This window comes from Streptomyces sp. NPDC051133, assembly GCF_040682635.1.
Taxonomy (GTDB): Bacteria; Actinomycetota; Actinomycetes; order Streptomycetales; family Streptomycetaceae; genus Streptomyces.
The window spans coordinates 61,262-85,828 of record NZ_JBFBBK010000021.1 but is presented as its reverse complement, the minus strand read 5'-3'; the positions used below and the strand labels follow the sequence as shown (position 1 = coordinate 85,828).

22 protein-coding genes, 1 pseudogene and 1 riboswitch are annotated in these 24,567 nt (G+C 70.9%); of the genes and pseudogenes, 7 read left to right on the top strand and 16 right to left on the bottom strand.

Features of this window, described 5'->3' with window-relative positions; genetic code table 11:
* Window positions 1–23: 23 nt before the first annotated feature.
* From AB0N17_RS22430 to AB0N17_RS22385, 10 genes are all read right to left on the bottom strand, one after another.
* Entirely contained in the window at window positions 24–821 is a 798-nt protein-coding gene (locus AB0N17_RS22430; protein WP_366013189.1) for an amino acid ABC transporter ATP-binding protein, read from the bottom strand.
* Window positions 818–1,798: an amino acid ABC transporter permease gene (locus AB0N17_RS22425; RefSeq protein WP_366013188.1), complete on the bottom strand. Its 981-nt coding sequence runs from the start codon at window positions 1,796–1,798 to the stop codon at window positions 818–820. The genes AB0N17_RS22430 and AB0N17_RS22425 overlap by 4 nt, the downstream gene beginning before the upstream one ends.
* Before the next feature lie 324 nt (window positions 1,799–2,122).
* A riboswitch (SAM riboswitch) is annotated at window positions 2,123–2,231 on the bottom strand.
* Window positions 2,232–2,296: 65 nt separating this feature from the next.
* Window positions 2,297–3,160 (bottom strand): glutathione S-transferase C-terminal domain-containing protein, encoded by an 864-nt coding sequence (locus AB0N17_RS22420; protein WP_366013187.1) that lies wholly within the window; start codon window positions 3,158–3,160, stop codon window positions 2,297–2,299.
* 128 nt (window positions 3,161–3,288) lie between these two features.
* Complete coding sequence (locus AB0N17_RS22415; protein WP_366013186.1) at window positions 3,289–3,399, bottom strand: putative leader peptide; 111 nt, start codon at window positions 3,397–3,399, stop codon at window positions 3,289–3,291.
* A gap of 458 nt (window positions 3,400–3,857) precedes the next feature.
* Window positions 3,858–5,186 carry an LLM class flavin-dependent oxidoreductase gene (locus AB0N17_RS22410; RefSeq protein ID WP_366013185.1) on the bottom strand — a complete coding sequence of 443 codons (1,329 nt, stop codon included), beginning with the start codon at window positions 5,184–5,186 and terminating at the stop codon, window positions 3,858–3,860.
* Window positions 5,183–6,226, bottom strand: coding sequence for an aliphatic sulfonate ABC transporter substrate-binding protein (locus AB0N17_RS22405; RefSeq protein ID WP_366013184.1), 1,044 nt, complete (start codon window positions 6,224–6,226; stop codon window positions 5,183–5,185). The genes AB0N17_RS22410 and AB0N17_RS22405 overlap by 4 nt, the downstream gene beginning before the upstream one ends.
* A gap of 57 nt (window positions 6,227–6,283) precedes the next feature.
* A complete protein-coding gene (locus AB0N17_RS22400) occupies window positions 6,284–7,015 on the bottom strand; it encodes an ABC transporter ATP-binding protein (RefSeq protein ID WP_366013183.1) in 732 nt (243 codons plus the stop codon).
* Complete coding sequence (locus tag AB0N17_RS22395; RefSeq protein ID WP_366013182.1) at window positions 7,012–7,905, bottom strand: ABC transporter permease; 894 nt, start codon at window positions 7,903–7,905, stop codon at window positions 7,012–7,014. Before AB0N17_RS22395 ends, AB0N17_RS22400 begins: the two co-directional genes overlap by 4 nt.
* Entirely contained in the window at window positions 7,902–8,798 is an 897-nt protein-coding gene (locus AB0N17_RS22390) for a TauD/TfdA family dioxygenase (RefSeq protein ID WP_366013181.1), read from the bottom strand. Before AB0N17_RS22390 ends, AB0N17_RS22395 begins: the two co-directional genes overlap by 4 nt.
* An 894-nt stretch (window positions 8,799–9,692) precedes the next feature.
* Window positions 9,693–10,637 carry a vanadium-dependent haloperoxidase gene (locus AB0N17_RS22385; RefSeq protein WP_366013180.1) on the bottom strand — a complete coding sequence of 315 codons (945 nt, stop codon included), beginning with the start codon at window positions 10,635–10,637 and terminating at the stop codon, window positions 9,693–9,695.
* A 133-nt stretch (window positions 10,638–10,770) separates the two neighbouring features.
* Between AB0N17_RS22385 and AB0N17_RS22380 the strand changes: the two genes are divergently transcribed.
* Entirely contained in the window at window positions 10,771–10,938 is a 168-nt protein-coding gene (locus AB0N17_RS22380; protein ID WP_366013179.1) for a hypothetical protein, read from the top strand.
* Window positions 10,939–12,047: 1,109 nt separating this feature from the next.
* Window positions 12,048–13,343 carry a cytochrome P450 gene (locus AB0N17_RS22375; RefSeq protein WP_366013178.1) on the top strand — a complete coding sequence of 432 codons (1,296 nt, stop codon included), beginning with the start codon at window positions 12,048–12,050 and terminating at the stop codon, window positions 13,341–13,343.
* Here the strand turns inward: AB0N17_RS22375 and AB0N17_RS22370 are convergent.
* Window positions 13,338–14,552 carry an FAD-dependent monooxygenase gene (locus tag AB0N17_RS22370; RefSeq protein WP_366013177.1) on the bottom strand — a complete coding sequence of 405 codons (1,215 nt, stop codon included), beginning with the start codon at window positions 14,550–14,552 and terminating at the stop codon, window positions 13,338–13,340. The two genes, AB0N17_RS22375 and AB0N17_RS22370, sit on opposite strands and share 6 nt — an antisense overlap.
* An 18-nt stretch (window positions 14,553–14,570) precedes the next feature.
* Window positions 14,571–15,428: an alpha/beta fold hydrolase gene (locus tag AB0N17_RS22365; protein ID WP_366013176.1), complete on the bottom strand. Its 858-nt coding sequence runs from the start codon at window positions 15,426–15,428 to the stop codon at window positions 14,571–14,573.
* 77 nt (window positions 15,429–15,505) lie between these two features.
* Between AB0N17_RS22365 and AB0N17_RS22360 the strand changes: the two genes are divergently transcribed.
* A complete protein-coding gene (locus tag AB0N17_RS22360; protein WP_366013175.1) occupies window positions 15,506–16,369 on the top strand; it encodes a helix-turn-helix domain-containing protein in 864 nt (287 codons plus the stop codon).
* 65 nt (window positions 16,370–16,434) lie between these two features.
* On the opposite strand, the pseudogene AB0N17_RS22355 reads toward AB0N17_RS22360, so the two are convergent.
* The 4 genes and pseudogenes from AB0N17_RS22355 to AB0N17_RS22340 all read right to left on the bottom strand — a co-directional run bounded on the left by AB0N17_RS22355 (window position 16,435) and on the right by AB0N17_RS22340 (window position 21,081).
* Window positions 16,435–18,345 (bottom strand): annotated as a pseudogene (locus tag AB0N17_RS22355) (N-acetylmuramoyl-L-alanine amidase).
* Window positions 18,346–18,732: 387 nt separating this feature from the next.
* Window positions 18,733–19,227: a peptidylprolyl isomerase gene (locus tag AB0N17_RS22350; RefSeq protein ID WP_366013174.1), complete on the bottom strand. Its 495-nt coding sequence runs from the start codon at window positions 19,225–19,227 to the stop codon at window positions 18,733–18,735.
* 112 nt (window positions 19,228–19,339) lie between these two features.
* Window positions 19,340–20,164 (bottom strand): ABC transporter permease, encoded by an 825-nt coding sequence (locus AB0N17_RS22345; RefSeq protein WP_366013173.1) that lies wholly within the window; start codon window positions 20,162–20,164, stop codon window positions 19,340–19,342.
* Window positions 20,161–21,081, bottom strand: coding sequence for an ABC transporter ATP-binding protein (locus AB0N17_RS22340; RefSeq protein ID WP_366013172.1), 921 nt, complete (start codon window positions 21,079–21,081; stop codon window positions 20,161–20,163). The genes AB0N17_RS22345 and AB0N17_RS22340 overlap by 4 nt, the downstream gene beginning before the upstream one ends.
* A 208-nt stretch (window positions 21,082–21,289) precedes the next feature.
* Between AB0N17_RS22340 and AB0N17_RS22335 the strand changes: the two genes are divergently transcribed.
* The 4 genes from AB0N17_RS22335 (at window position 21,290) to AB0N17_RS22320 (ending at window position 24,465) form a co-directional block, all read left to right on the top strand.
* Window positions 21,290–22,465, top strand: a complete 1,176-nt coding sequence (locus tag AB0N17_RS22335) for a sensor histidine kinase (protein ID WP_366013171.1) — start codon at window positions 21,290–21,292, stop codon at window positions 22,463–22,465.
* Complete coding sequence (locus AB0N17_RS22330; protein WP_366013170.1) at window positions 22,462–23,127, top strand: response regulator transcription factor; 666 nt, start codon at window positions 22,462–22,464, stop codon at window positions 23,125–23,127. Before AB0N17_RS22335 ends, AB0N17_RS22330 begins: the two co-directional genes overlap by 4 nt.
* A 114-nt stretch (window positions 23,128–23,241) precedes the next feature.
* The gene (locus tag AB0N17_RS22325; RefSeq protein WP_366013169.1) at window positions 23,242–24,117 is read left to right on the top strand and encodes an alpha/beta fold hydrolase; all 876 of its coding nucleotides are present in this window, start codon (window positions 23,242–23,244) and stop codon (window positions 24,115–24,117) included.
* Window positions 24,118–24,213: 96 nt separating this feature from the next.
* Window positions 24,214–24,465 (top strand): hypothetical protein, encoded by a 252-nt coding sequence (locus tag AB0N17_RS22320; protein ID WP_366013168.1) that lies wholly within the window; start codon window positions 24,214–24,216, stop codon window positions 24,463–24,465.
* The last annotated feature ends 102 nt before the right edge of the window (window positions 24,466–24,567 follow it).

The following is a 24,567-nucleotide window of genomic DNA, read 5'->3' as shown; positions in this document are numbered from 1 at the left end:
GGAGGTCTGAAGGGTGCGGCGGGTCAGAGGACCTTGCTGAGGAAGTCCCTGGTGCGCTCGTGGCGCGGCTTGTCGAGGACCTCGGAGGGCGGGCCCTGCTCGATGATCTTGCCGCCGTCGATGAAGACGACCCGGTCGGCGATCTCGCGGGCGAAGCCGATCTCGTGGGTGACGATGAGAAGGGTGGTGCCGCTGGTCGCCAGGTCCCTGATGACGGCGAGGACTTCGCCGACCAGTTCGGGGTCGAGGGCGGAGGTGGGCTCGTCGAAGAGGATGACTCCGGGGCGCAGGGCGAGGGCGCGGGCGATGGCGACGCGCTGCTGCTGGCCGCCGGAGAGCTGGCGCGGGTAGGCGCCGGTCTTGTCGGCGAGTCCGACGCGGCCGAGGAGTTCGCGGGCCAGCTCCTGGGCCTCGGGCTTGCCGAGTCTGCCGGTGGCGACCGGGGCGGCGGCCACGTTGTCCAGCACGGTGAGGTGGGGGAACAGGTTGAAGTTCTGGAAGACGAAGCCGATCCGTCCGCGCTGGGTGAGGATGGCGCGCTCGCTCAGCTCCTTCAGCCTCTCGCCCTGCCGCTTCACGCCGATCGGCTCGCCGTTGACGCTGACGTAGCCGATCTCGGGCTTCTCCAGGTGGTTGACGACCCGCAGCAGGGTGGACTTGCCGGAGCCGGACGGGCCGAGAATGACGGTGACCTCGCCGGGGCGGACGGTCAGGTCGACGCCGTCCAGCACCCGGTGGGTGCCGTACCACTTGTGCACGTCGTGGACCTCGACGGTGGCGGCCTCGACGTCCGCCAGGGCCTCGATGGTGTCGGTGGTCATACGGCGGCCTCCCGGCGGATGCGGGCCCGCAGGGAGGTGAGTCCGGTGCGGAGCTTCTGCAGCGGTGTCGGCGGCAGGCTGCGGGTGGCGCCGCGGGCGTAGTACCGCTCGACGTAGAACTGGATGACGGAGACGACGCTGGTCAGGATCAGGTACCAGACGGTGACGACCAGCAGCAGCGGCACGATGTCGCCGGGGTAGGTGGAGCCCATGGTCTGCGCGGAGCCGAACAGGTCGAGCAGGGAGACGTAGAAGACCAGCGAGGTGCCCTTGATCAGGCCGATGAGCTGGTTGACGTAGTTGGGGATGATGGAGCGCAGCGCCTGGGGAAAGACGATTCTGCGGAACTGGTAGCCCTTGGGCAGGCCGAGGGCGGCGGCCGCCTCGTGCTGGCCCTGGTCGACGGAGAGGATGCCGCCGCGCACCACCTCGGCCGCGTAGGCCGCCTCGTTGAGACTGAGGCCGACGACGGCGACGACCATGTCGGTGGCGAGTTTCGACTCGTCGAAGGAGAAGAAGGCCGGCCCGAAGGGGATGCCGACGCTCAAAGTCTTGTACAGGGCACTGAAGTTGTAGAGGAAGATCAGGACCACGATGAGGGGGATGGAGCGGAACGCCCAGACGTAGGTCCAGCTGACCGCGCGCAGCACCGGGCTCTTCGACAGCCGGGCCAGGGCGAGCAGCACACCGCCGATCAGGCCGAGCACCGCGCTGTAGGCGGTGACTTCGAGGGTGATGAGCAGGCCGTCGAGGATGGTGGGGCGCAGGAACCAGTAGCCCCAGCGGTCCCACTGGTAGAAGGGGTTGGAGGCCAGCCCGTGCACGAACTGGGCGACCAGGACCAGGACGACCGCGGTGGCGATCCAGCGTCCGGGGCGCCGCAGCGGCAGAACTCGCTGGGCAGTGAGGGCTTTCGATGGTTGATCGGCGGTCGGCGCCTGGGGGAGGGTGACGGTGGCGCCAGGGGGTTCACTCATGGTGGGCTCCGGCTGGGTGGGTACACCCCGGAAGCGCGGCGGCATGCGGGGGCGCACACGACGGCGAGGTACCGGGGGCGGGGAGGACGACGGCACACCGCACGGGCGGTGTTCATCAGGGAGTGCGGGGGCTGCGGGGAGGTGTCAGCCCCGACAGCGGGCACGGCCCGGTGCGGTACACAGTGCGCTGTTCACGCGGAGCAGATCGACGGCGCGATCGGCGACGAGAGGGTTCGGGTGCGGCTGTACGCAGCCCTGGGAGCGGCGCGTGGCCGTCCTGAGAGCTGCGTACATGGCGTCACCATCACTGTTCCGGCCCTGTGGGCCTCGCGCTTACCGAAACGTCTTCGGTCCGGTCGTCACCTGGGGCACCCCACCGCGGCGCGAGGGTTGCCGGTCAGCCAGCCAGGGCTTGTCGCTGACACTCATGACCGTTCTGGGCCGTAGTTAAGACAATTGCCCGAACGAATGTCAACGCCGGTCCACCAGGTGGAACGGCTAACGGGTGGTGTGGGCCGCCCAGTCCAGGATCCGCACGGCCGCTCCGGCGGCTTCCAGGCCCTGGCAGCGGGCGTGGTGACGGCGCTCGATGCCGTCGAGGTCGAGGTGGCCGCCGAAGGCGGGATGGGCGGCGAGCCGGCGGGCGTAGGCCCACAGGGTCGGATGGTCGGCGATGCGTTGGACGGCGGAGGCGTCGAGGTGGTTGCGGTGGACGGTATCGAGCTGGACCAGGGCGACCCACAACGCGACGTCGGCGGCGGTGACATCGTCGCGGATCAGGTACGTGCGTCCTTCGAGCCAGCGTTCCAGGGCCCCGAGCGTTTCGAGCAGCGTGCCAAGTGCCGCGTCACGTTCCACCGGCTCACCACCGGCCGATCCGGCGTGCTGCGCGGCCTGTTCGATGCCCTGCCCGCACATCCGCTCGACCGCCTCGATCTCCGACTCCGCGCCGCACGGGTAGAGCGAGGGGCGGTCACCGCCGAACCGGCGGTCGAGGTCGCGCATGATGTCCGGGGCATGGGTGCTGACGATCCGCCCGGACCAGTCGTCGCTGAGCACCGGCGCGACGGCCGGACCGGGGTACCGGTGGGCGCTGGCCTCGTACAACGGACGCAGGACTGAGTGGCCGCCCTCGGGGCAGTCGGGGACCGCGGGCAGGAAGGTGGCCGGACAGACGGTGTCCAGGCCGAGCAGGCTGTGGGTGACGGCGATGCGCAGGCCGCCGGAACAGGCGGTCGACAGATGGAGGCGGTAGCGGCCCGGAACGGCGTAGTGGCCGCTGCGCGCATCCCGGCCGATCCGGCCCCGGAAGGCGGGCGCGGGTCGGCCGGAGGCGTGGGCGGCCAGCGGTGTGACAGTCATGACTCTCCCCGGGAGCGGGCGCGGGCGTACGCGCGGCGGAAGCGACGTCGGGTGAGGGAGCGGAGCTCTCCCGTACGCACCGGACGGCACGACACCTGAGGGCGTCTCCGGTGCGGGATGGGCGCGGCTCAGCCCTGGGGGTCGATCGCGCTGCAGACACGCAGCAGATCGATGTGACGGCGGGAGGTCAGAAGAGGCGAACGGCTCACTCGGACGGTGACCGACTCCAAGCGCCTCATATTTTCCCTACCTATTCACTAGGATTCCCTCAGTGAGTGTCGATCCGACCGACATCGGCGTCAAGAGGGCCGTCCCGCATCGCGGACGCCCCGATGGACGGCGGCCCGCCTCGACACGGCCACCGTTCTTCGGGGTCGGTGTCCGGCGTGCTCGGCCGGGTACAGGAGTCTGGGCCTGATCCTGCGACGATCCAGGCCCTGGTCAGTCCGGGTACTCCGGTCCGACCGCAGTGCGCGCGCCGAGCGTCCTTCCCCTGCCCCAGCCGAGCTCACGCCGGTATCCGCCGAGCAGACCGGAGTCCTCGAGCTCTGCCCCATCACGGAAGCGCGAGCCGGGAGCGTCCAGGGGCGCGGGCGGACTCCCGCCGCTCCGGAAAGTGGAAGCGGCGGGAGTCGCGAGCGGGTCAGCCAGGGGAAGCGGGCCGGCCGTGGGCAGCGGTTCAGGCCCGGAAAGCGGGTCAGCCATGGAACTGGTTCGCAGGCACCGGGAGCCCGTAGTGCTCGCGCAGGGTCGTGCCCTCGTACTCCTCACGGAACAACCCCTTGCCGCGCAGGATCGGCAGGACGTGCTCGACGAAGGCCGTCAGGCCCGACGGCAGCGCGGGGGCCATGATGTTGAACCCGTCTGCCGCACCGCCCTCGAACCAGGCGATGATCGTGTCCGCCACCTGCTCGGGTGTGCCCACGAACTCGAAGTGGCCGCGGCCGCCGCCGAGCCGGGAGATGATCTGCCGGACCGTCAGCTGTTCGCGCACCGCGAGATCGACGATCAGGTCGGAACGGCTCTGCGAGCCCTCCAGCTTCGGCCTCGCCAGGATGAACTCCGGTAGCGGCTGGTCGAGTTCGAAGACGGATGGCTTGGTCTCGAACACGGCGGCCAGCTGGCGCAGCCCGTACTCCGGGACGCGCAGCTCGTCGAACTGCCGCGCAAGCGCCTGGGCCTCCTCCTCGGTCGAGCCGATGTACGGGACGATGCCCGGCAGGACGATGACGCCGTCCGGGTCGCGCCCCGCGGCCCTGGTCCGTGCCTTGATGTCGGCGTAGAAGCCGGCCGCACGCTCGTATGTCGTGTGCGCGGTGAAGATCGCCTCGGCGTGCCGTGCCGCGAAGTCCTTGCCGTCCTCCGAGGAGCCGGCCTGGACCAGCAGCGGGTAGCCCTGCGGCGGACGCTCGACGTTGAGCGGGCCGGCCACCTTGAAGTACTTGCCCTCATGGCCGAGCCCGTGCAGCCGTGCGGGGTCGGCGTAGCGTCCGGCGGCCTTGTCCGCGACGACGGCCTCGGACTCCCAGCTGTCCCACAGCGCCTTGGCGACCTTCAGGAACTCGTCGGCGCGGGCGTAGCGCTCGGCGTGGCCGGGGCGGTCGTCGAGGCCGAAGTTGGCCGCCTCGTCCGCCCCTGCCGAGGTGACGATGTTCCAGCCGGCGCGGCCGCCGCTGACGTGGTCGACGGACGCGAGCCGGCGGGCGAGGTTGTAGGGCTCGTTGTACGTCGACGACACGGTCGCGATGAGGCCGATCCTGCTGGTCGCCTGGGACAGCGCGGTCAGCAGCGTCAGCGGTTCGAGCTGGCCCGGCGGCCGGAACTCACCGGTGCCGATGAGGGCCGGCCCGTCCGCGAGGAACAGCGAGTCGAACTTGGCGCTCTCCGCCAGCTGCGCCAGCTCGATCCAGTGCCGTAGGTCGAAGTCGGCCCGGGGATTGCTGTGCGGCAGCCGCCACGCCGCCTCGTGGTGGCCCGCTTCCATGAGGAAGGCGTTGAGGTGGAGCCTCCTCCGTCCCGCGCTCATGAGGTGACCTTCAGCTTCGAGCTGTCGTAACCGGCCGGCAGGAGGTTGTCGACGATCGACGGGACGTCGACCTTCTTGGTGATCTGCCCCGCCTCCAGGAAGGCGTCGGCGAGCTTCTGCTCCAGTTCGATGTCCGACTGCTCCACCGGAGTCACCCGGTTCGAGTAGGCGGCCAGGGACGCCTTGGCGTCATCCAGCGGGATGCCCTGCTCCTTCGACAGCGCCTGCGCGTATTTGTCGGGGTTCTTGACCGCCCAGGCGAACTCTCGCGACAGCCTCTTCAGGACGTCCGTAAGAGCCGCACGCTTGGTCTTGTCCTTCAGCGACGTGTCGCTCGCGACGTAGTAACTGCTCGTCTGGTCGATCGGCGGGAGGCCCTTCACCAGGATCCGCGCGCCGTTCTTGACCGCGATCGCCGACTGCGGGTTCCAGATCGACCAGGCGTCCACCTTCCCGGTGTTGAACGCCGTGGCGCCGGCCGCCGGGTCGAGGAAGACCAGCTTCACGTCCTTGGGGGTGAGACCGACGCTCTTCAGCGCGTTCAGGGCCAGACCGTGGGCCGAACTGCCCTGCGGGACAGCGATCCTCTTGCCCTTGAGGTCGGCGGCCGTCTTCAGCTTCGAGCCCTTCGGCACGATGATGTTCTCGTTCGACTGGGTGGGTGTGAGCGAGCGGTTGACGGCCACGACCTTGAAGCCGTACTCCTTCGCGGCGCCGGTGATCGGCGGCACGTCACCGACGCTGCCCAGGTCGATGTCGCCCGAGGCGGCGGCCTGCACGAGCGGCGGACCGTAGGTGAAGCGGGCGAACCTCACCTTGTAGGGCGCGTTGTCGAACACGCCGGTGACCTTCGCCAGTTCCTGGCTGCCGTCACCGCCGTTGTCGCCGATCATGAAGGTGTACTTGCTCCACTCGGGGTGCTTGGCGTCACTCGCGTCGACGGCGTTGCTCAGCGGCGCGGCGGTGTCCGACGACGATCCTCCGCAGGCGACGAGGGTACTCGCCAGAGCGAGCGAGCCGACTGCGCCGATGAGTCTCACGGTTCTCTTTCGCATGGGTGTCGTGCTTTCTGTGCTGGGTGAGGGTGTTCGGGGAGGTCAGTGCTGGCCGGCGAGGCCGAGGTCTTCCAGGAGCCGGGCGCGGAGTTCCTCGCGTGCGACGCTTGCCTCACGGTCCGCGGCGGTGAGGTCCACCTGGTGCGAGGTGCCGATGCGGCCGTTGCTCATGACGACGATGCGGTCCGCCAGGGCGATCGCCTCGTCGACGTCGTGGGTGACGAGCAGCATGGCGGCCTGATGCTTGGTCCGCAGTGCGCGTACGAGGTCGTGCATGCGCAGCCGGGTGATGGCGTCGAGGGCGGCGAACGGCTCGTCGAGCAGGACGAGTTCGGGCTCGGAGACCAGTGCCCGCGCGAGTGAGACCCGCTGGGCCTCGCCGCCGGAGAGTTCCTTGGGCCATGCCTTCTCGCGGCCCGTGAGGCCGACCTCGGCGAGCACGTCGCGGGCCCGCTGTTCCGCGTCGGCCCCGTGCAGGCCGAGCGTGACGTTGCGCAGTACCCGCTGCCAGGGCAGCAGCCGGTCGGCCTGGAAGACGATCGCACGCCGTGCCGGGACCTCCACACGCCCTCCGTCGGGCCGGTCCAGCCCGGCGAGCAGCCGCAGCAGGGTGCTCTTGCCGCAGCCCGAAGGACCGAGCAGGATCACCAACTCCTCGTCGGCGATGGTGAGGTCGAGGTGGTCGAGCACCGCTCGGTCACCGAACTGACGGACCACCTGCTCGACGACGGCCCCGGTCTGCCGACGGTGCTCCGTCGCAATCGTGCTGCTCATGACGCCTCATAACCGGGCCGCCACCGCAGCAGCACCCGCTCGAGAGCCCGGACGAACTGGTCGGCGAGCAGACCGAGGAGCGAGTAGATCACCAGCCCCACGAAGACCTGGTTGGTCTGGAGGTACGTCTGCCCTTGAGTGATGAGGAAGCCAAGTCCCTTGTCGGCGTTGACCGTTTCGGCGGCGACCAGGCCCAGGACGCTGTACGCGAGGGAGAACCGGAGGCCCACCAGGAACCCCGGCAGGGCCCCGGGCACCAGCACGCGCGTCACCAGGCGCCAGGTGCCCGCACCCGTCGTGCGCGCCATCTCGATCAGCCGCTGGTCGACGCCCCGGATCGCGGCGAACAGGTTGAGATACATCGGGACACCGGCGCCGAAGGAGATCAGCAGCACCTTCGTGAGTTCATCGATGCCGAACCACACGATCATCAGCGGCAGCACCGCGAGGAGCGGGATCGTGTTCAGCACCTGTACCAAGCCGTTGAACAGGTACTCACCGCTGCGTAGCAGCCCGCCCAGCACCCCGCTGACGATGCCCACCGTCAGACCGATCGCGAGACCGATGCCGGCCCTCTGCAGCGAGATGGCCAAGTCCGGCCCGAGGACGCCCTGTTGCCAAAGATCGGCGGCAGATTTCACGATCGAGGTCGGCGCGGGGGCGTAGGTCTTCGACACCACTCCGGCCCGGGCGAGGATCTCCCAGGCGATGAGGATCGCGACCGGGATCGTATAGATGCCCAGCGGCCAGCGCAGGCGCTCGCGGAGTGTGCTGAGCGACGTCCGGCGGCGGGCGTCGCGCGGCAGGAACACCTCGCGTTCCCGCGCGCCCGTCGTCTCGGCGTCCGGGACCTTGGTGACGGCCGGCGCCTTGAGGCTGAGATCGGTCATGCCGCCACCGCCAGCACGCTGCTGTAGTGCGAGGCGTCGCCGATCAGTTGCTCACTGCGGCGGCCGTCGACACCGGTCGGTACCTCTCCTGCGATCGTCACCCGGTTGAGGCGGCGCGGGTGGTCGTCGTAGTTGTCCACCGCGTAGTGCTGGGTGATCCGGTTGTCGAAGATCAGCAGCTGGTTCGGGGACCAGGTCCAGCTCAGGATGTTCTCCGGACGGGTCACATACGACTGGAGGATGCGCAGCAGATCGGCCGAGTCGCTGCTCGACAGGCCGACGATCCGCTTGGCGAAGCCACCGATGAACAGCCCGCGTTCGCCAGTGAGCGGATGGACTCGCACGACAGGGTGCTCGGCCTCGTAGGGCGTCGAGACGAAGACCCGGTCGTACTCCTGTCGCTGCGCCGTCGTGGCTGCGGGGCGGGCGTAGTCGTACTGGTTGGTGTGCACGACGCGCAGCGTGTCCGCGAGGGCGCGCAGCGGTTCGGGCAGATCGCGGTAGGCCGCGGCGGCGTTGGCGATGAGCGTCTGCCCCCCGTAGGGCGTCGTCACGATGGACCGGAGCGTGGTGAGCTGCGGCGGGTTGACCACGAAGGTGACGTCCGTGTGCCACTCGTTGGCCTTGGACGTCGCGCTGTCGACGGCGAGGACATTCGTCGTGCCGTCGGCGGCCGGCACGTTCGGGTGGGCGGTGGTGACTTCGCCGAACCACCCGGCGACGCGCTCCTGACCGGCGTTGTCGAGCTGCACGTCGTCGAACACGATCGCCTTGTGCTCGTTGAGGGCGTCTCGGAGCGTCGTGACTGTCGAGAGGTCGGGTGGCGCCGCGAGGTCGACGCCCTCGACGACCGCGCCGATGCGGCCGGTGAGCTTTCGGATGGACGGAAGCATGAGGGGATCCCTCCCGGGCAGATGGGCACGCCAAGGGGTGCTGGAGAACGGGGAGTCTGGTGAAGGGGGTGCGTACGGCGCAGAACTGATTGACCACGCGGAACACCGGACTGGGCCGGCCGGAGAGAGGACGCGTGGTCGCAGAAGGCGCGTGGTCGCAGGACCGCTACAGCCGCGTTCTCAGCGGCCGCGTCGGCGTGCGCGAACAGGCTCCCGGCTCATACGAGAAGCAGATGAGAGGAGAGGGGAGCCTTCAGAAGGTGGATACGACGATCCCTTGCCGCGTCAGCGACAACAAAACGCGCTGGAGACGTGCGCCAGATCGATGTGGCGCCGCCGAGTGAGGTCCACGCGCGGGTTCATAAGACGGGAGTTCAGCAGAGGTCCACCACGTCGGTCAATAACTTTCCGCACGGGTCTTGCATTGCGGACACGGAGAACTCCTCCGCCTGGTCGTGGAGGTCGCACCGGCCTCCGCACTTGCCCCTGACGTGCGCGTCAAAGGCTGGCGTCTGCGCGTCGGCACCAGCCGGTCGTCCGTGCTCGGCCCGTTTCCCTCGATCAGCAGCCCGGTGCTTCGTTGTCTTCCCCGGGCTGCGCACTCTGCTCGATCCCCCCCGGTGACCACGCCCGAACAGCGGGCCTGCAGACAACCGCTCCGGTGAGCGTCAGCGGGCGGCCGCAGAGCGGGACGAGGCCGAGAACGTCAGCCGGGAGTTGCGGGCGGTGCGCCGGGGTGGGGTCATGCGGCCCAGGCGCTGCGCGACGCGGCGGCGTTCGAATGAGCCCGGCCCACCGAGGCCCCGCACGACGGCGGGGCCTCGGTACGGTCATCGCCTGCGTTCCGTCAGCACCACGGACTGGGCGCCCCGCTGCCGGTGAGCGCTCGGAGGGTCAGCGTGCAGCGAGGAGCCGTCCCGCGTTCTGCAGAACGTACCGTGCCACGTTCGTGCCAAGCGTGATCCCCGCCTCGTCAGCCGACCGGGTGTGGATGCCGGAGAAGACCCGGGCGTCCACGTTCTCGTCCGAGAGCTGCTTCCAGGCGGTGTACGTCCTGGTCACCCCGGGCGCGGTGGGGCTGGTCAAGTCGAACGGGGCGGTACGCGGACCGACCAGCGCCGACAGCACGGTCTGTGCGGCGCCCGCGTAGGTGTTGTGGCCGCTGGGGTAGTCCGGATGAGCGGGGGTGGTGTGCAGCGGCGTCCAGTCCGGGTCAGGGTCGATGGTGCCGGTGCGGATCGCGGTGACGGGACGCCAGCGTTCGTAGGCGTACTTGCTGTCGGAGGTGGCGATCTGTGTGTCCACCAGCGCCACGTGGAAGAGCGCGACCAGCCGCGCCTGCCCGGCGATCCCCTGGTCCGCGCGCGAGAGCGCCACCCGCAGCGGCTCGGTGTAGAGGGTGAGCGAGGAGCCCAGCCAGAAGGTGGCCGTCTCTGTCTGGTGGGCGCTGCGCACCGCGCTGTCTGCGGCGCCGTACGCCCGCACCTCCGTGAGGTCGGCGGCGTAGCGCTGGGAGTCGAGAGCGGGCGGCGGGCCGAGCCGAAACTGGCTCTGCGTTCTGAGCAGGAACGGCTTGGCCAGACGATTGCCGTACTGGGCCGCCGGCGCGTAGTCGGGCAGCGTCGGCTGCCACACGCCCGGCGCCGCGGGCTTCACGGGATAGGGCGCGTTGACCGAGGCAGGATCCAGGCCGTCACCCTCCCTCGACTTCAGGACGAGATCGGCCTGCTTCTCCCCCGCCGCGACACCCCGCTCCTCAGCCGGGCCATCGGGAATCGCGTCGAGGCTCTCCTTGTACTTCGCGTCGAGCTGCTCCGCACGGCTCGGGACCAGCGTCACCAGCACACGGTGTACGGCCCCGGCGAGCGCCGCCTCCTGATACGCACCGCGCTCGACGCCCGCGGGCACACTCCGGGTGGCTCGAGCGGCCGCGAGCCAACTAATCGCCCATGTACGGCTGTTGGTAATCTGTGTGGATGCCCCGGCCGCCGCGATGGTCTCGGCGGTGGCGTCGTACCAGGCGAGGGACGTGGACGTACGGCCGGCCGCCGAGGCCTGTGGAACGGCGACGGACGCGGTCAACAGCGCCGCCGCACCCAGGACTACGAGGGCGGGCCGCGTTCTGGTCGAACTCACGTGATCTCCTTCGGTTTCGGTAGGGGTGAAAGAGCCGCTGAAGCATGAAGAGGGCGAAGTACGACACCCGCGCCACGCGGGATCAGGTCGATTCCTTGGAGCGGGGAACCGCGTCGGCGTGATGCGCGGGCGCGGAAGCGGGAGATGTCGATGACGGGCAGGGCTGCGTACTGGGCCATGGGAAGTTCCTTCACGGCAAGGTGAACGCGCGCGCCACTCAATTACGCCCCAGCAATGGTTAGTTGAAGGCGAAAGGAGGCAGCGGACGAAAAGAGAAGAGCGAGTTCGCGAGCCGTCGAGCGGCGATCAGCAACAGACCTGGTCGAACTGGTCGGCGCGGCGGCTCACCCAGAACGGGTCGAGCAGCACCGTGTGTGCCGCGCCAGTGGTCTCCATGCCCGGATCAAAGCACACCCGGAAAGATGCGTCCACCATGCGTCCCAGTGGGAGAGACGCCCCTGCGCCCATGGTCGACCTTGACGTTCACAGGGGCGGACGACATACGTTGAACGGGAAAGTTCCTGACGCGTCGTGGCCTGTCGCCGCGCGTGCTCGCGTTTTGGTGCTTGCACAATTCACCCAACAAGGCGATGAGTTGGTTGGCGGGGCCGATGTGCCGCAGCCTTCCCCGGTCGGTCCGTTCCGGGCCCGGGAGTCCCGTGATGGGGTCGAGGTGGCCCGCGCCCTGTGGGACTCGTGGGAGGACGACGCGGTCATCCGGTGAGGACGCCCGATGACCCGCACCGACCCCCTCGACGTCCCCCGGCCCGACGCCCGGCTCCACTTCAGCTCGGCGTCCGCCTCGCCACCCCGGACGAGTTCGCCACCCTTGTCGCCGGCCTCCTCGACTGAACCACATCACGGTCGGGCGGGCCGCCGCGGCACCACGCCCGCCGACGCTGCCGCACCGCAAGGTCGCACCGCACGAACGCACCGCACGAACGCACCGCGAGAACGCACGCACGAACGCACCGCACGGACGCACCGCCAGAACGCTCCGCCGAGCGTCGAGCCGCGCTCGCCGGCCGGGCCGTCGGTGGGTCGGACTTGTACAACCGGCCCCCGGCACCGCACTGTTGCCCGGTATTCGTTCATACGGTCAGGAGTCCTCACTTGTCCTCCCACACCCCCGCTTCCACGCCCGCCCATGTCGTCGACCCCGGCGGCGGCTGCCCGCACGCCCTGAACGCCGGCCTGCGGGCCCGGGGGCCCGTCGCGGACATCGTCCTGCCCGGCGGAGTGCCCGCAGCGGTCGTCCTGGGGCACGACGCGCTCAAGGAGTTCCTCTCCCATCCCGACGTGGCGAAGGACGCCCGCCACTGCCCGGCCCTGAACGACGGCACGATCCCCGCGGACTGGCCGCTCCGGGTGTTCGCCAACGCCCAGGGCATGCACACCGCCGACGGCGCCGACCACCGCCGGCTGCGGTCCCTCGTCGGCAACGCCTTCACCACCCGTCAGGTGGAGCGGCTGCGGCCGCGCATCGAGGAGCTGACCGCCGGCCTCCTCGACGACCTCGGGCGGGCCGCCGACGACGACCCGGACGGCGTCGCGGACCTGCGCACCCACTTCGCGCTCCCGCTCCCGATAAGCGTCATCTGCGAGCTGCTCGGCGTGGACCCCGAGCACCGCGGCCGGCTGCACGAGCTCACGTACACGGTGATCATCGCCACCGACACCACCCCGGCGGAGGTGACGGCCGCCGTGCGCGAGCTCGTCGAGCTGCTCGGCACGATCGCGGCCGCCCGCCGGGCCACTCCCGGCGACGACCTGACCAGCGCCCTGATAGCCGCCCGCGAGGAGGGCGGCGACCGCCTCAGCGAGGCCGAACTCATCGGCACGATGCGCCTGATGCTGGTCGCAGGCCACGAGACCACCCTCAACCTGATCAGCAATGCCGTACGGGCCCTGTGCACCCACCGTGACCAGCTGGCGCTGGTCCTGGAGGGCAAGGCCACCTGGTCGGACGTGGTGGACGAGACGCTGCGCTGGGACGGCCCGGTGAGCTGGTTCCCCTTCCGCTACCCCACCCGTGACCTGGCCCTCGGCGGCAACGTGATCCCGCGGGGCACCCCGGTCCTCGCCGGTTACACCGCCGCCGGGCGCGACGAGGCCTTCCACGGTCCGGACGCCGACCGCTTCGACGTCACCCGGCCCGGCGCGGCCCGGCACCTGTCCTTCGGCCAGGGCGCGCACTACTGCGTGGGCGCCCCGCTCGCCCGCCTCGAGGCCACGATCGCCCTGGAACGGCTCTTCACCCGTTTCCCGGACCTCGACCTCGCCGTCCCCGAGGCCCAACTGCCCCGCCAGCGCAGCTTCATCGGCAACAGCGTCGAAGCGCTCCCGGTCCACCTCGTCAGACCCGCAGGCCGGGTCGGCGGCGGGACGGAGAGTGGGCCGGCCTCATGACGCGGCGGGCGACGGCAGGTAGTCGTCGACGGTCATGGAGTCGTGCAGGCGTGCGCTCTTGGTGGTGAGGCGGAGAAGGGCGCGGCCGGCTCCCGCGGGCAGGGCGGAGACCAGGCGTGCCCCGTGCGCCAGTCCCCGCACGCCGAGGCGTGAGGTGGGGATCAGGGTCTTCGCCGCGCTGAGGGCGGCCGCGCGGCTGCCGCGCACGTGCTCCGCCATCGCACGCTCGTAGGCGGGGAAGGCACGCTCGTGGTCACCGCCGGCCCGCGCCAGCTCCCCGGCGAGGACGTACGCGCCGACGACGGCCAGGCTGGTGCTGCCGCCGACGACGGGGCCGGGGCAGTAGCCCGCGTCGCCGACGAGCGTCACCCTCCCCCGCGACCAGGTGTCCATCCGGAGCTGGGTGATCGAGTCGAAGTAGAACGCCGGGGTGCGGTCGAGCTCGTCCAGCCAGCGGTCCACCTCAGGGTGCATGCCGGCGAACGCACCACGCAGCAGCTCCTTCTGCCCCGGCACGTCGTCGTGGTGGTGGCCGAGCTCACGCTCGCTCCGGAACAGCAGCAACGCACGCGCGTCGCCGCGGTGCCGCACCCCGTACGTGCCGGCCGTGCGGCCGACGCCGACGTGCATGTGGAGCTCGCCGTCGAGCCCGGAGGCATGCGGCAGGGTCAGCACCCCGAAGTAGGCCCCGGTGGAGGCGCTGAAGCGGGACGGGTCGCCGAAGACGAGGCGGCGCACGTTGGAGTGCAGCCCGTCCGCGCCGACGACGAGGTCGAAGCGGCGCGGCGCGGCGTGCTCGAAGCGCACCTCGCCGTCGGGTGCGATCGCGGTGATCGAGTCGTCGAAGACGTATGCGACGTCGCGGCGCGTGGCGTCGTAGTAGATCGCGCTGAGGTCGTCGCGCATGATCTCGACGTGCCGGTCGGAGGTGGCTTGGAAGATCTCGGAGAGGTCCACCCGGACCGGACGCCGTGCGCCCTCCTGGTAGACGGTCATCCGCCGGGTGCCCGTGGCCCGTTCCTCGACGCGCGGGAGCACGCCCATCTTCTCCGAGATGTTCACCGCGGGCCGGAACAGGTCGACCGCGTGGCCGCCCGTCTTGCGCGGGCTCGGCGCGCGCTCGACGACGGTGACGCGGAAGCCGTGCCGGTGGAGCCAGTACGCGAGCACCGGACCGGCGACGCCGGCGCCCGAGACGAGAATCCGCATGGCACTCCCCCGTGTTACTCAGTCCACCCGCACGGCGTGGATCGTGGTGAAGGCCAGCAGGGGCGTGGCGGTCCGTTGCGGATCCTCGAGCAGGGGTGAGTGTCCGAGACCGGGCAGCAACTCGACTCTCGCACCCGGAACGGCGCGGTAGTCGGCGGCGGACGAGGATCGCCACCTGCGGTCGTCCTCGCCGAAGACCACCAGCAGCGGCTTGCCGACGGCCGTCAGCCGGTCCGGGAGTGGGCGCTGCTCCAGGTAGTCGCGGGTCGCCTGGAGGGTCGCGGTGAGCGTGTGGTGGGTCATGCAGCGGACCTCGTCCAGGATCTCCGGTGGAATCCGGTAGCCCGCACGGCTGAAGGCGGTGCTCGCGAACCGGCGGATCTGCTCGTCGGCCGGCGGCCACTGCGCGGGTCCGATGGCGGGGAACTGCGGTGCGATGAAGGCGTCGGGGCTGGGTCCGGTGTTGATGAGCGCGAGCGCGGTCACCAGGTCGGGTCGCTGTTCGGCGACGGCGGTGGCGACCATGCCGCCGCTGGAGTGGCCGACGACCACGGCGTGCGCGACGCCGAGCCGGTCCAGTGCCGCGCCGGCCCGGCGCGCCTGGTCCGCGAGCGCGTAGCTGCGGTCGGCCGGTTTGGCCGACCGGCCGTGCCCGAGCAGGTCGATGCGGATGACGCGGTGAGATCCGGTCAGCAGCGGGACCAGCGGGTCCCAGGAGCGGGTCGAGGACGCGGACCCGTGGATGAGCAGGAGTACGGGGGCGTCGAGGGGGCCGTCCTCGCACACGTGGATGTCGCCGTCGTCCAGCGACAGGGTCGAACTCGCGGTGGGCTCGGCGCCGTCATGGACGTGCGGTCCGCCGTCAGAAGCAGTCATGGGCCCACTGTCGCCGCCGCTCCCCGGCCGTGGATTGGACGAATGTTCCCCTCAACCGGCGCACGTAGCATGGGACGATGCGGACTTTCATGCACGGTGGGGCTGTGTGGGACGTCGCATGCCCGCAGCGGCCGAGCAGGGTTGCCGGTGTCTCCATGGCCGGGTTCCGTGTCCGTGACCTTGAGGCGCTCCGGATGGTCCCGCACCCGGCCGTGACGCTGCTCCTGGAGTTCGGTACCGGCTCGCCTGTCCTCGACGGTGCCGCCGGGCGGCAGCAGCGGGGAAGCCTCGTCGCCGGGCCCGGATTCGGGTCCGGCGGCGAGGCCCGGGCGCGAGGGGAGAACATCGAGTGCGTACAGGTGCGCCTGTCCCCCGTGATCGCACGCGCGGTTCTGGGCGTCTCCCCCGCCGACCTCGACGGCGCCGCCGTGTCCCTGGGCGATCTGTGGGGCCGGGAGGCGTCCCGGATCCGCGGGCGACTGGGCGAAGTGCCTTCGTGGCAGGGTCGCTTCGCGTTGACGGACGCGCTGCTCGCACGCCGGCACGAGGCGGGGCCGCCGGTGGACCCGGAGGTGGCCTGGGCCTGGCACCGGATCGTCGGCAGCCATGGCCTGGCCCGGGTCGACGGACTCGCGGCCGAGATCGGATGGAGCCGCAAGCGCCTGTGGTCCCGGTTCCGGTCGCAGCTCGGCCTGCCGCCCAAGCGCGCCGTGAAACTGGTCCGCTTCGACCATGCCGTCCACCGCCTGGTCGCGGGTGACGGCGCGGCCCGGGTCGCGGCCGACACCGGTTACGCCGACCAGTCCCATCTGCATCGGGACGTCGTGGAGTTCACCGGGGCGACGCCCGCGACGGTGGCCCGCGAGCCGTTTCTCGCCGTCGACGACATCGCATGGCCCAGCACCGGAACCCCTCGGCCCGGGTGCGCTGCCGGCGGTTGACGGAGCGACAGGACCGAAGACGGTCGCGCCTCGGGCCCGCCCGTCGCCCCCCCCCCGCTCGATGGTTACCGCGCGGTGACGTCGGACTCGTACACCAGGGCGGTGCGGTGGTTGTACTGGATGGTGTACATGGTCTTCCCGCCGGTCACGACGCGGCCGGTGGAGGGGAAGTAGTCGTCGGTGAGGGCGGGTGCGGCGGTGGCGACGTACGCCTGGCCGGCCGGGACGCTGTAGGGGCTGAGCGGGGCCTGGGTGGAGGGAGAGAGCCCGGCGGGGTATTCGTTCTTGTCCGGGTAGCTCGAACCGTACACCGCCACCGGTGAGGCACCGGCGGCGCTGACCAGCGTCACATGGCGGGCGCGTGTGGTGTTGCAGCCGTGCGGATTGAAGAACCAGACTTTCGTGCCGCTGTACCAGATGGCCGTCCAGTCGCCCTGGCGGTCGGCGACGACGAACTGTTGCCCGGCCGCCGCGGTGCTGCCCCAGTCGTTGACCCGGTCGGTGCCGACGCCGTCCGGGTGGACGGCCTGGTCGCCGAAGAGCGGCGCGGTCGCGCTGGGCGCGGTGCGCAGGTGGACGACGTTCGAGGGCTGGGTCCGTTCGGTGCACTCGGGTGTGGCGCCGGTCGGGTCGTCGGACGGGCAGACCTGCACGGTCTGCTGGTTACGGTGGTAGCCGGGGGTGATGGTGACCGCCGAGCCGACGGGGCCCACACCGTGCCGGCCGCCCACCGGGGCGTGCAGCAGCCGCATGTAGCGCTCCCAGTCCCACGACGGGCCCGGGTCCCAGTGCATGCCGGGGACCAGGGCGGAGTTGGGGCCGGGCACGTTGTCGTGTCCGAGGATGTGCTGCCGGTCCAGCGGGACGCCGAAGCGTTCGGCCAGGTACCGGACGAGGTCCGCGCTGGTCTCGTACTGGGTCTGGGTGTACCAGGTGCCGCCCGTGGCGGCGTAGCCCTCGTGCTCGATGCCGATCTAGTGCAGGTTGGTCGAGTAGTTGCCCGCCTGGAAGGAGATGTCCTTGGTGGGCACCATCTGCGTCACGGCGCCGTCCGAGGAGCGGATGACGTAGTGGGCCGATCCGCCGCCCGGCTTCTGGAAGGTGGTGAGGGCCGCGTCGTAGGACGACTCGGTGTCGTGGATGACGATGGTGTCGATCCTGATCCCGTTGGCGGGGCGGTCGGACACCTGGCCGTTGGCCGGCGCGGCGGGCAGGAAGGTGCAGTCGAGGGTGGCGGGGCACTCGGTGTCGTCCGCCGCGGCCGTCGTCTTCAGGTGCAGCGCGGACAGCTGTCCGGTGGCCGGCCGGACGCCCGGGGTGGGAGGCAGGCTGATGTGCTGTCCGTCCCGGGTGGTCTCGCTCGCACCGTTCTCGATGGTGGCGAACACCCGGTCGGCGAAGGCACCCGCCGCGCGCCGCTCGGTGGAACCGCTGTAACGGGCGACGGCGGCGTACCACTTGCCCGGGTCCTTCGGGGTGCCGCCGGCCGTGCTCCTCGCGTAGGAGGCCAGGAGGGCGGCGCCCGCACGGATGTTGGCGGTCTCGTCCGTGCGCAGTCGCTTCGCGGGCAGTCCCGTCAGCCTGGCGGCGGCCTGGAGGGTGTGCAGGGCCGGAGGGGAGGCCATGGTGGCGAGGTCGCCGCGGCCGGCCGCGCCCGCGTCGCCCGTGGCCAGCGTCCGGGGCGTCACGTCCGTCAGGTGCATGGGCCCGTAGCCGCCGCTGGTGCTGCGCTCGCCGGCGTGGGCGTCCCAGGCGGACTCGTGATAGGCGACGGCGAGCAGGACGGGCAGCGGAACGTCGTACTCTGCCGCGGCCCGCTCGAAGGTACGCTGACGGCTGTCGGCCGCCGCCCGGTGTCCCGCCGTCCGATGTGCCGCCGCATGGGAGGGCGCAGGGGCGGCGGCGATCCCTGCGGCGGCCAGCACACCTGCCGCGAGAGTCAGTGACAGCCGCCTGTGCGGCTTGCGCTCATGCACGTGTGGTCCCCCCGAGTCTCCTGCACCGGTTCCGGTCCTGGCGAGCCACCGCCCGCGGCGCTCCGAGACCGAAATGCGGCCAGGGAGCGCCCAGTTGCGCACGCGGTGATCTGTACATGAAGTGACGACGATCAGGCGTGCCGGGTTCCCCGCTCACGGATCTCGCGTGTGGCCTTTCGGGCCCATGGCGTTCGTGAGGCATGTCGGCGCTCAGGGAGGTGAGCGGTGGCCGGCAGGCCGGCCGGGTGTCCGGAGACGGTGATCGCCGCCCGCGCGGCGTGGGATCCGGCGCGGGCGGCGCCACCGAGCCTCGTACTCGTCACCGGTGAGGTCCGAGGGCTGAGTGCGCTCGGGCTCGGTGGATCGGAGCAGGGCTTGGGGCCGGGATCAGCCCTCGACGACGCCGGAGGCCGCGATCTCCACCTTGCCCTTGGGGGTGCCGGACTGCGAGCCCAGGGCCTCGATCTGGTCGACGAGGTCCTGGCCCTCGACCACCTCGCCGAAGACGACGTGCTTGCCGTCGAGCCAGGGGGTGAGGACGGTGGTGATGAAGAACTGCGAGCCGTTGGTGTTGGGGCCGGCGTTCGCCATCGACAGCAGGTACTTGCGGTCGTGCTTCAGCTGGAAGTTCTCGTCCGCGAACTTCTCACCGTAGATGCTCTTGCCACCGGTGCCGTTGTGGTTGGTGAAGTCGCCGCCCTGCAGCATGAACTGGGGGATGATGCGGTGGAAGCCCGAGCCGGCGTAGCCGTAGCCGTTCTGGCCGGTGGCCAGCTCACGGAAGTTGCGCGCGGTCTTCGGGACGACCTCGTCGAAGAGGTTGAAGACGATGCGGCCGGCGGGGGCGCCGTTGATGCTGATGTCGAAGTAGACGTTGCTCATGGGGTTCATCCTGTCACCCCTGGTGCCGGACGCGACGCACGGCCCACCGTTCACGGACGTGCCGACGAGCCGAGCGCCGGACGCGGTACGATCGTACGACCTATCGGCGGGCTCATACATCGCGGCGTCTCACGACGACCACGGCGAGCGCGACGGTGATCAACGGCCAGAGCGCGTACACGATCCAGGAGCCCGGGACCGTGGCGGTGTAGCCCAGGGATCCCGGTTGCGGTCCCCAGTTCTCGGTCAGGCGCCTCCAGGCGGCCGACACCATCGCGTGTTTGACGTCCGCCGACCAGCGATTGCTCTCCGAGAACATGGTGGGCAGCATCAGCAGGGTGAACACGCTGGTGACCATCGTCACGGCGGCGTGCCGGAGCAGAACGCCGAGCCCCAGACCGACGAGCGCACAGACCGGCGCCAGCAGCGCGGATGCCGTCAGCGCCCGGATCACCCCGGCGTGAGTGATCCACACCCCGGCGTGCCGCCCGGACAGGACGGCCTGGGAGGCCAGGAACGAGCTGGTGGAGACGGCCGCGCCGACCACGGTCCACAGCGCGGCGACGACGACCGCCTTGGCCAGCACCACCGAACCGCGAGCGGGGACGGCCACGGTGGTGGTGCGGATCAGGCCGCTGCTGTACTCGCTCACCGCGGTGAGGGCGCCGGTGCTGCCGGCGACCAGCATCAGCGTCCAGGAGCCGGCCTGCGGGTAGGCGTCGAAGGGCAGGAAGCCGGCGGGGCCGGAGCCCGCGGCGTGGTCCGTCAGCGTGGCCACGACGGCGGCCCCCGTGACGAACAGGACGGTGAGTGCGATCGTCCACGGGGTGGAGCGCAGGGACCGCGTCTTGATCCACTCAGAGGCGAGCAGGTCGCGGAAACGGGCGGGCGACCCGCCGAGGTGGGTGGCCGGCGAGGCGGATGCGCGTGTGGTCATCGGGGGTGTCCTGCCAGGTATTCGACGCTGTCGGCGGTCAGTTCCATGAAGGCCGCCTCCAGTGAGGCGGCGCGGGTGGTCAGCTCGTTCAGCTGGATGGTGTGGTGGAACGCGAGCGCCCCGATTCGGTCCGCCGGGAGTCCGGACACGGCTAGCTTCTGGGCGTCGGGCGGGCCCACCGGCTCGACCGAGGCGCCCGCCGCGGTCAGCACGGCTGCCAACTCGGCGGCCCGCGGTGACCCCACCAGAACGCTGCTGTGGGTGCTTCGGGCCGCGAAGTCCCTTACCGACTCGGCGGCGATGAGGCGGCCCCGGCCGATGACGACCAGCTGGTCTGCGGTGTTCTCCATCTCCGACATCAGGTGACTGGAGAGGAAGACCGTGCGCCCTTCGTCGGCGAGGCGCCGGAAGAGCCGGCGTACCCAGAGCACGCCCTCCGGATCCATGCCGTTGACCGGCTCGTCGAACATGAGCACGGGCGGGTCTCCGAGCAGGGCGGTGGCGATGCCCAGCCGCTGCTTCATGCCGAGGGAGAACCCGCCGATGCGGCGGCTCGCCGCCTCGGCCAGCCCCACCTCCGTCAGCACCTCGTCCACCCGGCGCCGCGGAATGCCGTTGCTGCGGGCCAGGGCGGACAGATGGGCCGCGGCGGTGCGGCCGCCGTGGACCTGGCCGGCGTCGAGAAGGGCGCCGACGTGCCGCAGTCCGCGCGGGTGACGGTGGAAGGGGACGCCGCCGACGGTGGCGGTGCCGGTGGTGGGCGCGTCGAGGCCGAGGATCACCCGCAGGGTGGTGGACTTGCCCGCTCCGTTGGGGCCGAGGAATCCGGTGACCTGGCCCGGCCGCACGGTGAAGGACAGATGGTCGACGGCCGTCTTGCCGCCGTAGCGCTTGGTGAGTTCGCTTACTTCGATCACGGACCCCACACTGCCGGGAGGGCCTGCGCCCGGACATGAGGCCGTGGGCGGCACTGTGACGGCCGGGTTGGCCCGTGGACGTAAGTCCCCGGGCTGATGCCGCGCGGGCGGTGGGTGGTTACTCTCGCGGCGTGAACGTCATGCCGATCATCCCTGTGCCCGCGAGCGCCGCGCGCCGCGGGCTCGACCCCGGGAGGGCACGCCGCCGATGACGAGAGCGAACGCCGCGGCCTGGGCGGGGGGCGCCTCTTACCTGCTCGTGGTGGGTCTGTTGGTGGGTGCCGCGCCGCGTGCGTCAGGGACGGTCCACGGCGCCGGGGCGCTGCTGGCCGTGAGCCTGCTCGCCGGCGTCGTGCGACGGATGCCACCACTCGCCCTGTCCATGGCGCTCGTCGGATCCACCGTGGTGGTGGCGGGCACGCCGAGCCACGCCCGCGCGAGCCTGGCCGTTTCGTACCAGGGCCAGTTCCTGTCGTACCTGGCGGTGGACCTGATCCTGGGCTTCATCGTCGCCACCGGCGCACGGAAAGCCTCGGTCATCGCCGTCGCGCTGTCGTTCGCCGTGCAGTTCCTGGTGATCGGCGTCTTCGCGCACGGCGACAACCTGGCCGTCAACGAGGTGATCGCCGTCCTGGCGATGTCCGCTTCGTGCACAGCCGGTCTGCTCGGTCGCGAGCGTCGCGAGCACGCGGTGGCGCTGCGTTCGCAGGAGGTGGCCGAGGCCGTGACCGCCGAACGGCTGCGGATCGCACGGGAACTGCACGACATCGTCGCGCACAGCATCGGCATCATCGCCATCCAGGCCGGTGTGGGCAGCCGGGTCATACAGACGCAGCCGGCCGAGGCTCGCAAGGCCCTGCAGGCCATCGAGGCCACCAGCAGAGAGACCCTGTCGGGCCTTCGGCGCACGCTGGTGGCGCTCCGTCAGGCCGAACGGGGCGTGAGCGCCGCGGAGCAGTCGCCGCCGGCTCCCGCGCCGGGTCTGGCGGACCTCGAACGGCTGGTGGCGGCGACCGCGGACGCGGGGGTACGCGTCGACGTGCGCCGCAGTGGGACGCAGCGCCCGCTGCCCGCCGACATCGACCTGTCCGCGTACCGCATCGTGCAGGAGGCGCTGACCAACGTGGTGCGCCACGCGGGCGTCGCGCGTTGCCGGGTGGCGATCGGCCACGAGGACGAGGAGTTGTGCGTGGAGATCGTCGACGACGGGCTCGGCGCCACCGGGAGGGGCCCGGCCCATGGCTTCGGCATCATCGGCATGCGCGAGCGGGCCGGCTTGCTGGGCGGCCGCCTCGACGCCGGCCCGCGCCCCGGGGGTGGCTTCCGGGTGGCGGCCCGGCTGCCGCTGCCCGCGCCCGTCGGAGTTCCGGCGGAGGCCCGGTGACCGTCCGCATCCTGCTCGCCGACGACCAGCCACTGGTGCGGTCCGGTCTGCGCGTGATCATGGCCGACCACCCCGACCTGGTGGTCGTCGGTGAGGCCGCCACGGGCACCGAAGCGGTCCGGCTCGTCAGCGAACTCAGCCCCGACGTCGCGGTCATGGACATCCGGATGCCCGGCATGGACGGGATCGAGGCCACCCGCCGGATCACGGCTGGTCCGGCGCCCACCCGCGTCCTCGTCCTGACCACCTTCGACGAGGACGACCACGTCTACGGAGCACTCCGGGCGGGCGCGAGTGGCTTCGCGGTCAAGGACATGGCACTGGACGACATCCTCGCCGCGATCCGCGTGGTCGCCGCCGGTGACGCACTGATCGCGCCGAGCGTGACGCGCCGTCTGATCGCGGACTTCGTCGGCCGCCCCGCGGCCGCCGCCCCCACGCCCGCCGCACGGCCGGTCCAGGGCATCACCGAGCGGGAGCGGGAAGTGCTGACGCTGGTCGGGCGCGGCCGGTCGAACACCGAGATCGCGGAGGACCTCTTCATCACGGTGGCCACCGCCAAGTCACACGTCTCACGGCTGCTCACCAAACTGGGCGCCCGGGACCGGGTCCAACTGGTGATCACCGCCTATGAGATGGGGTTGGTCGCGCCGCCTCGCTGAGGGCGTCCCCGTAATCCACGGCGGGCACTCCGGCATGCTCTCGCGGTGGAACCGAGCCCCGTACGACAGCGGTGTGGCGACGCACTCGCCGCCGACGCCGCCGAACATCAGAAAGTGAGCAGACAGATGCAACCGACGTTCGTACTGGTTCACGGAGCCTTCGCGAACTCCTTCTCCTTCGCACCGCTCCAAGCCGAACTCGGCCTCCTCGGGCACCGTTCCGTCGCCGTCGACCTTCCGGGGCACGGATTCGCCGCGACCTACCCGCACGCCTACCAGGCGCCGCAGGACCCCGAAGGGCTCGCCACCGCGCCCGGAGCCATCAAGGGCGTCACGCTCGCCGACAACGCCGCGCACCTCATCGGGACACTGGAGCGGGCCAAGCGGAACGGGCCGGTCGTCCTCGTCTCCCACAGCCGCGGCGGCATGACGGCCACCGTCGCGGCCAACCAGCGGCCCGACCTGATCGACCGCATCGTCTACGTCTCCGCCTGGTGCCCCGTCAACCTCGACGTCGGTGCCTACTACGCCGAGCCCGAGATGGCCACGGTCGACTCCACGGCGCTGGCGTCGGCGATGGTCGCAAACCCCGCCGAGCTCGGGCTGCTGCGCTCCAACTTCCGCACCGCCGACCCCGGTGTCCTCACGGCCTTCAAGGCTGCTTTCCTCGCCGACGGTACGGACGAGCAGTTCATGGCGTTCCTCAACACGTTCCAGCCCGACGAGAACCTCGACGTCGGCACACCCGATGACCGGGCACAGGCCCACACCTGGGGGCGGATCCCCAAGACGTACGTCCGGCTGACCGAGGACGCCAGCGTGCCGCTCGCCATGCAGGACCGGATGATCCGCGAGGGCGACGCGCTGACGCCGGATAACCCCTACGACGTCCGTTCGCTCACGAGCAGCCACCTGAAGTGGCTGGTCGACCCCGCACCGGCGGCCCGAGTTCTGGGGGACCTCGCCGCGCTCCTGCCCGGCGAGCAGTGATCGGCAAGGCGTAGGCGGAGCCCCCCACCGGGGAGGGCCGAAGCTCCGCCGAGGTGCGTCGAGTGACCATGTCCGGGGACGGGCATGGTTACGCACATGACCGGCGCGGGGTGGGGTGTCTTCCTGGTGGCCTGCATCTTCCTCGGGTTACCTGCGGTGTACCTACTGGGTGCATGGTGCTGGTACGGCGGGACCTGGCGGACGTTGCCGTTGCGGATGGTGGCAGCCTCCCTGGTCCTGGGGGCGCTCGGCTTCGGGTTGTGGGTGGCGGGCCGGGCCGTGCCGGCCAGTCACTGCGAAGGGCAGTCTCTCGCCGCCCATCCCGAGTGCGAGATCTCCACCCCGTGAAGCTGGATCTTGCACGTCTCCCGCACTGCCGGGACCGGCACCCGGACGCAGCGGACGACGGCGGGGAGCTGGGCCGGATCCTTCAGCCAGGCAGTCCCAGAA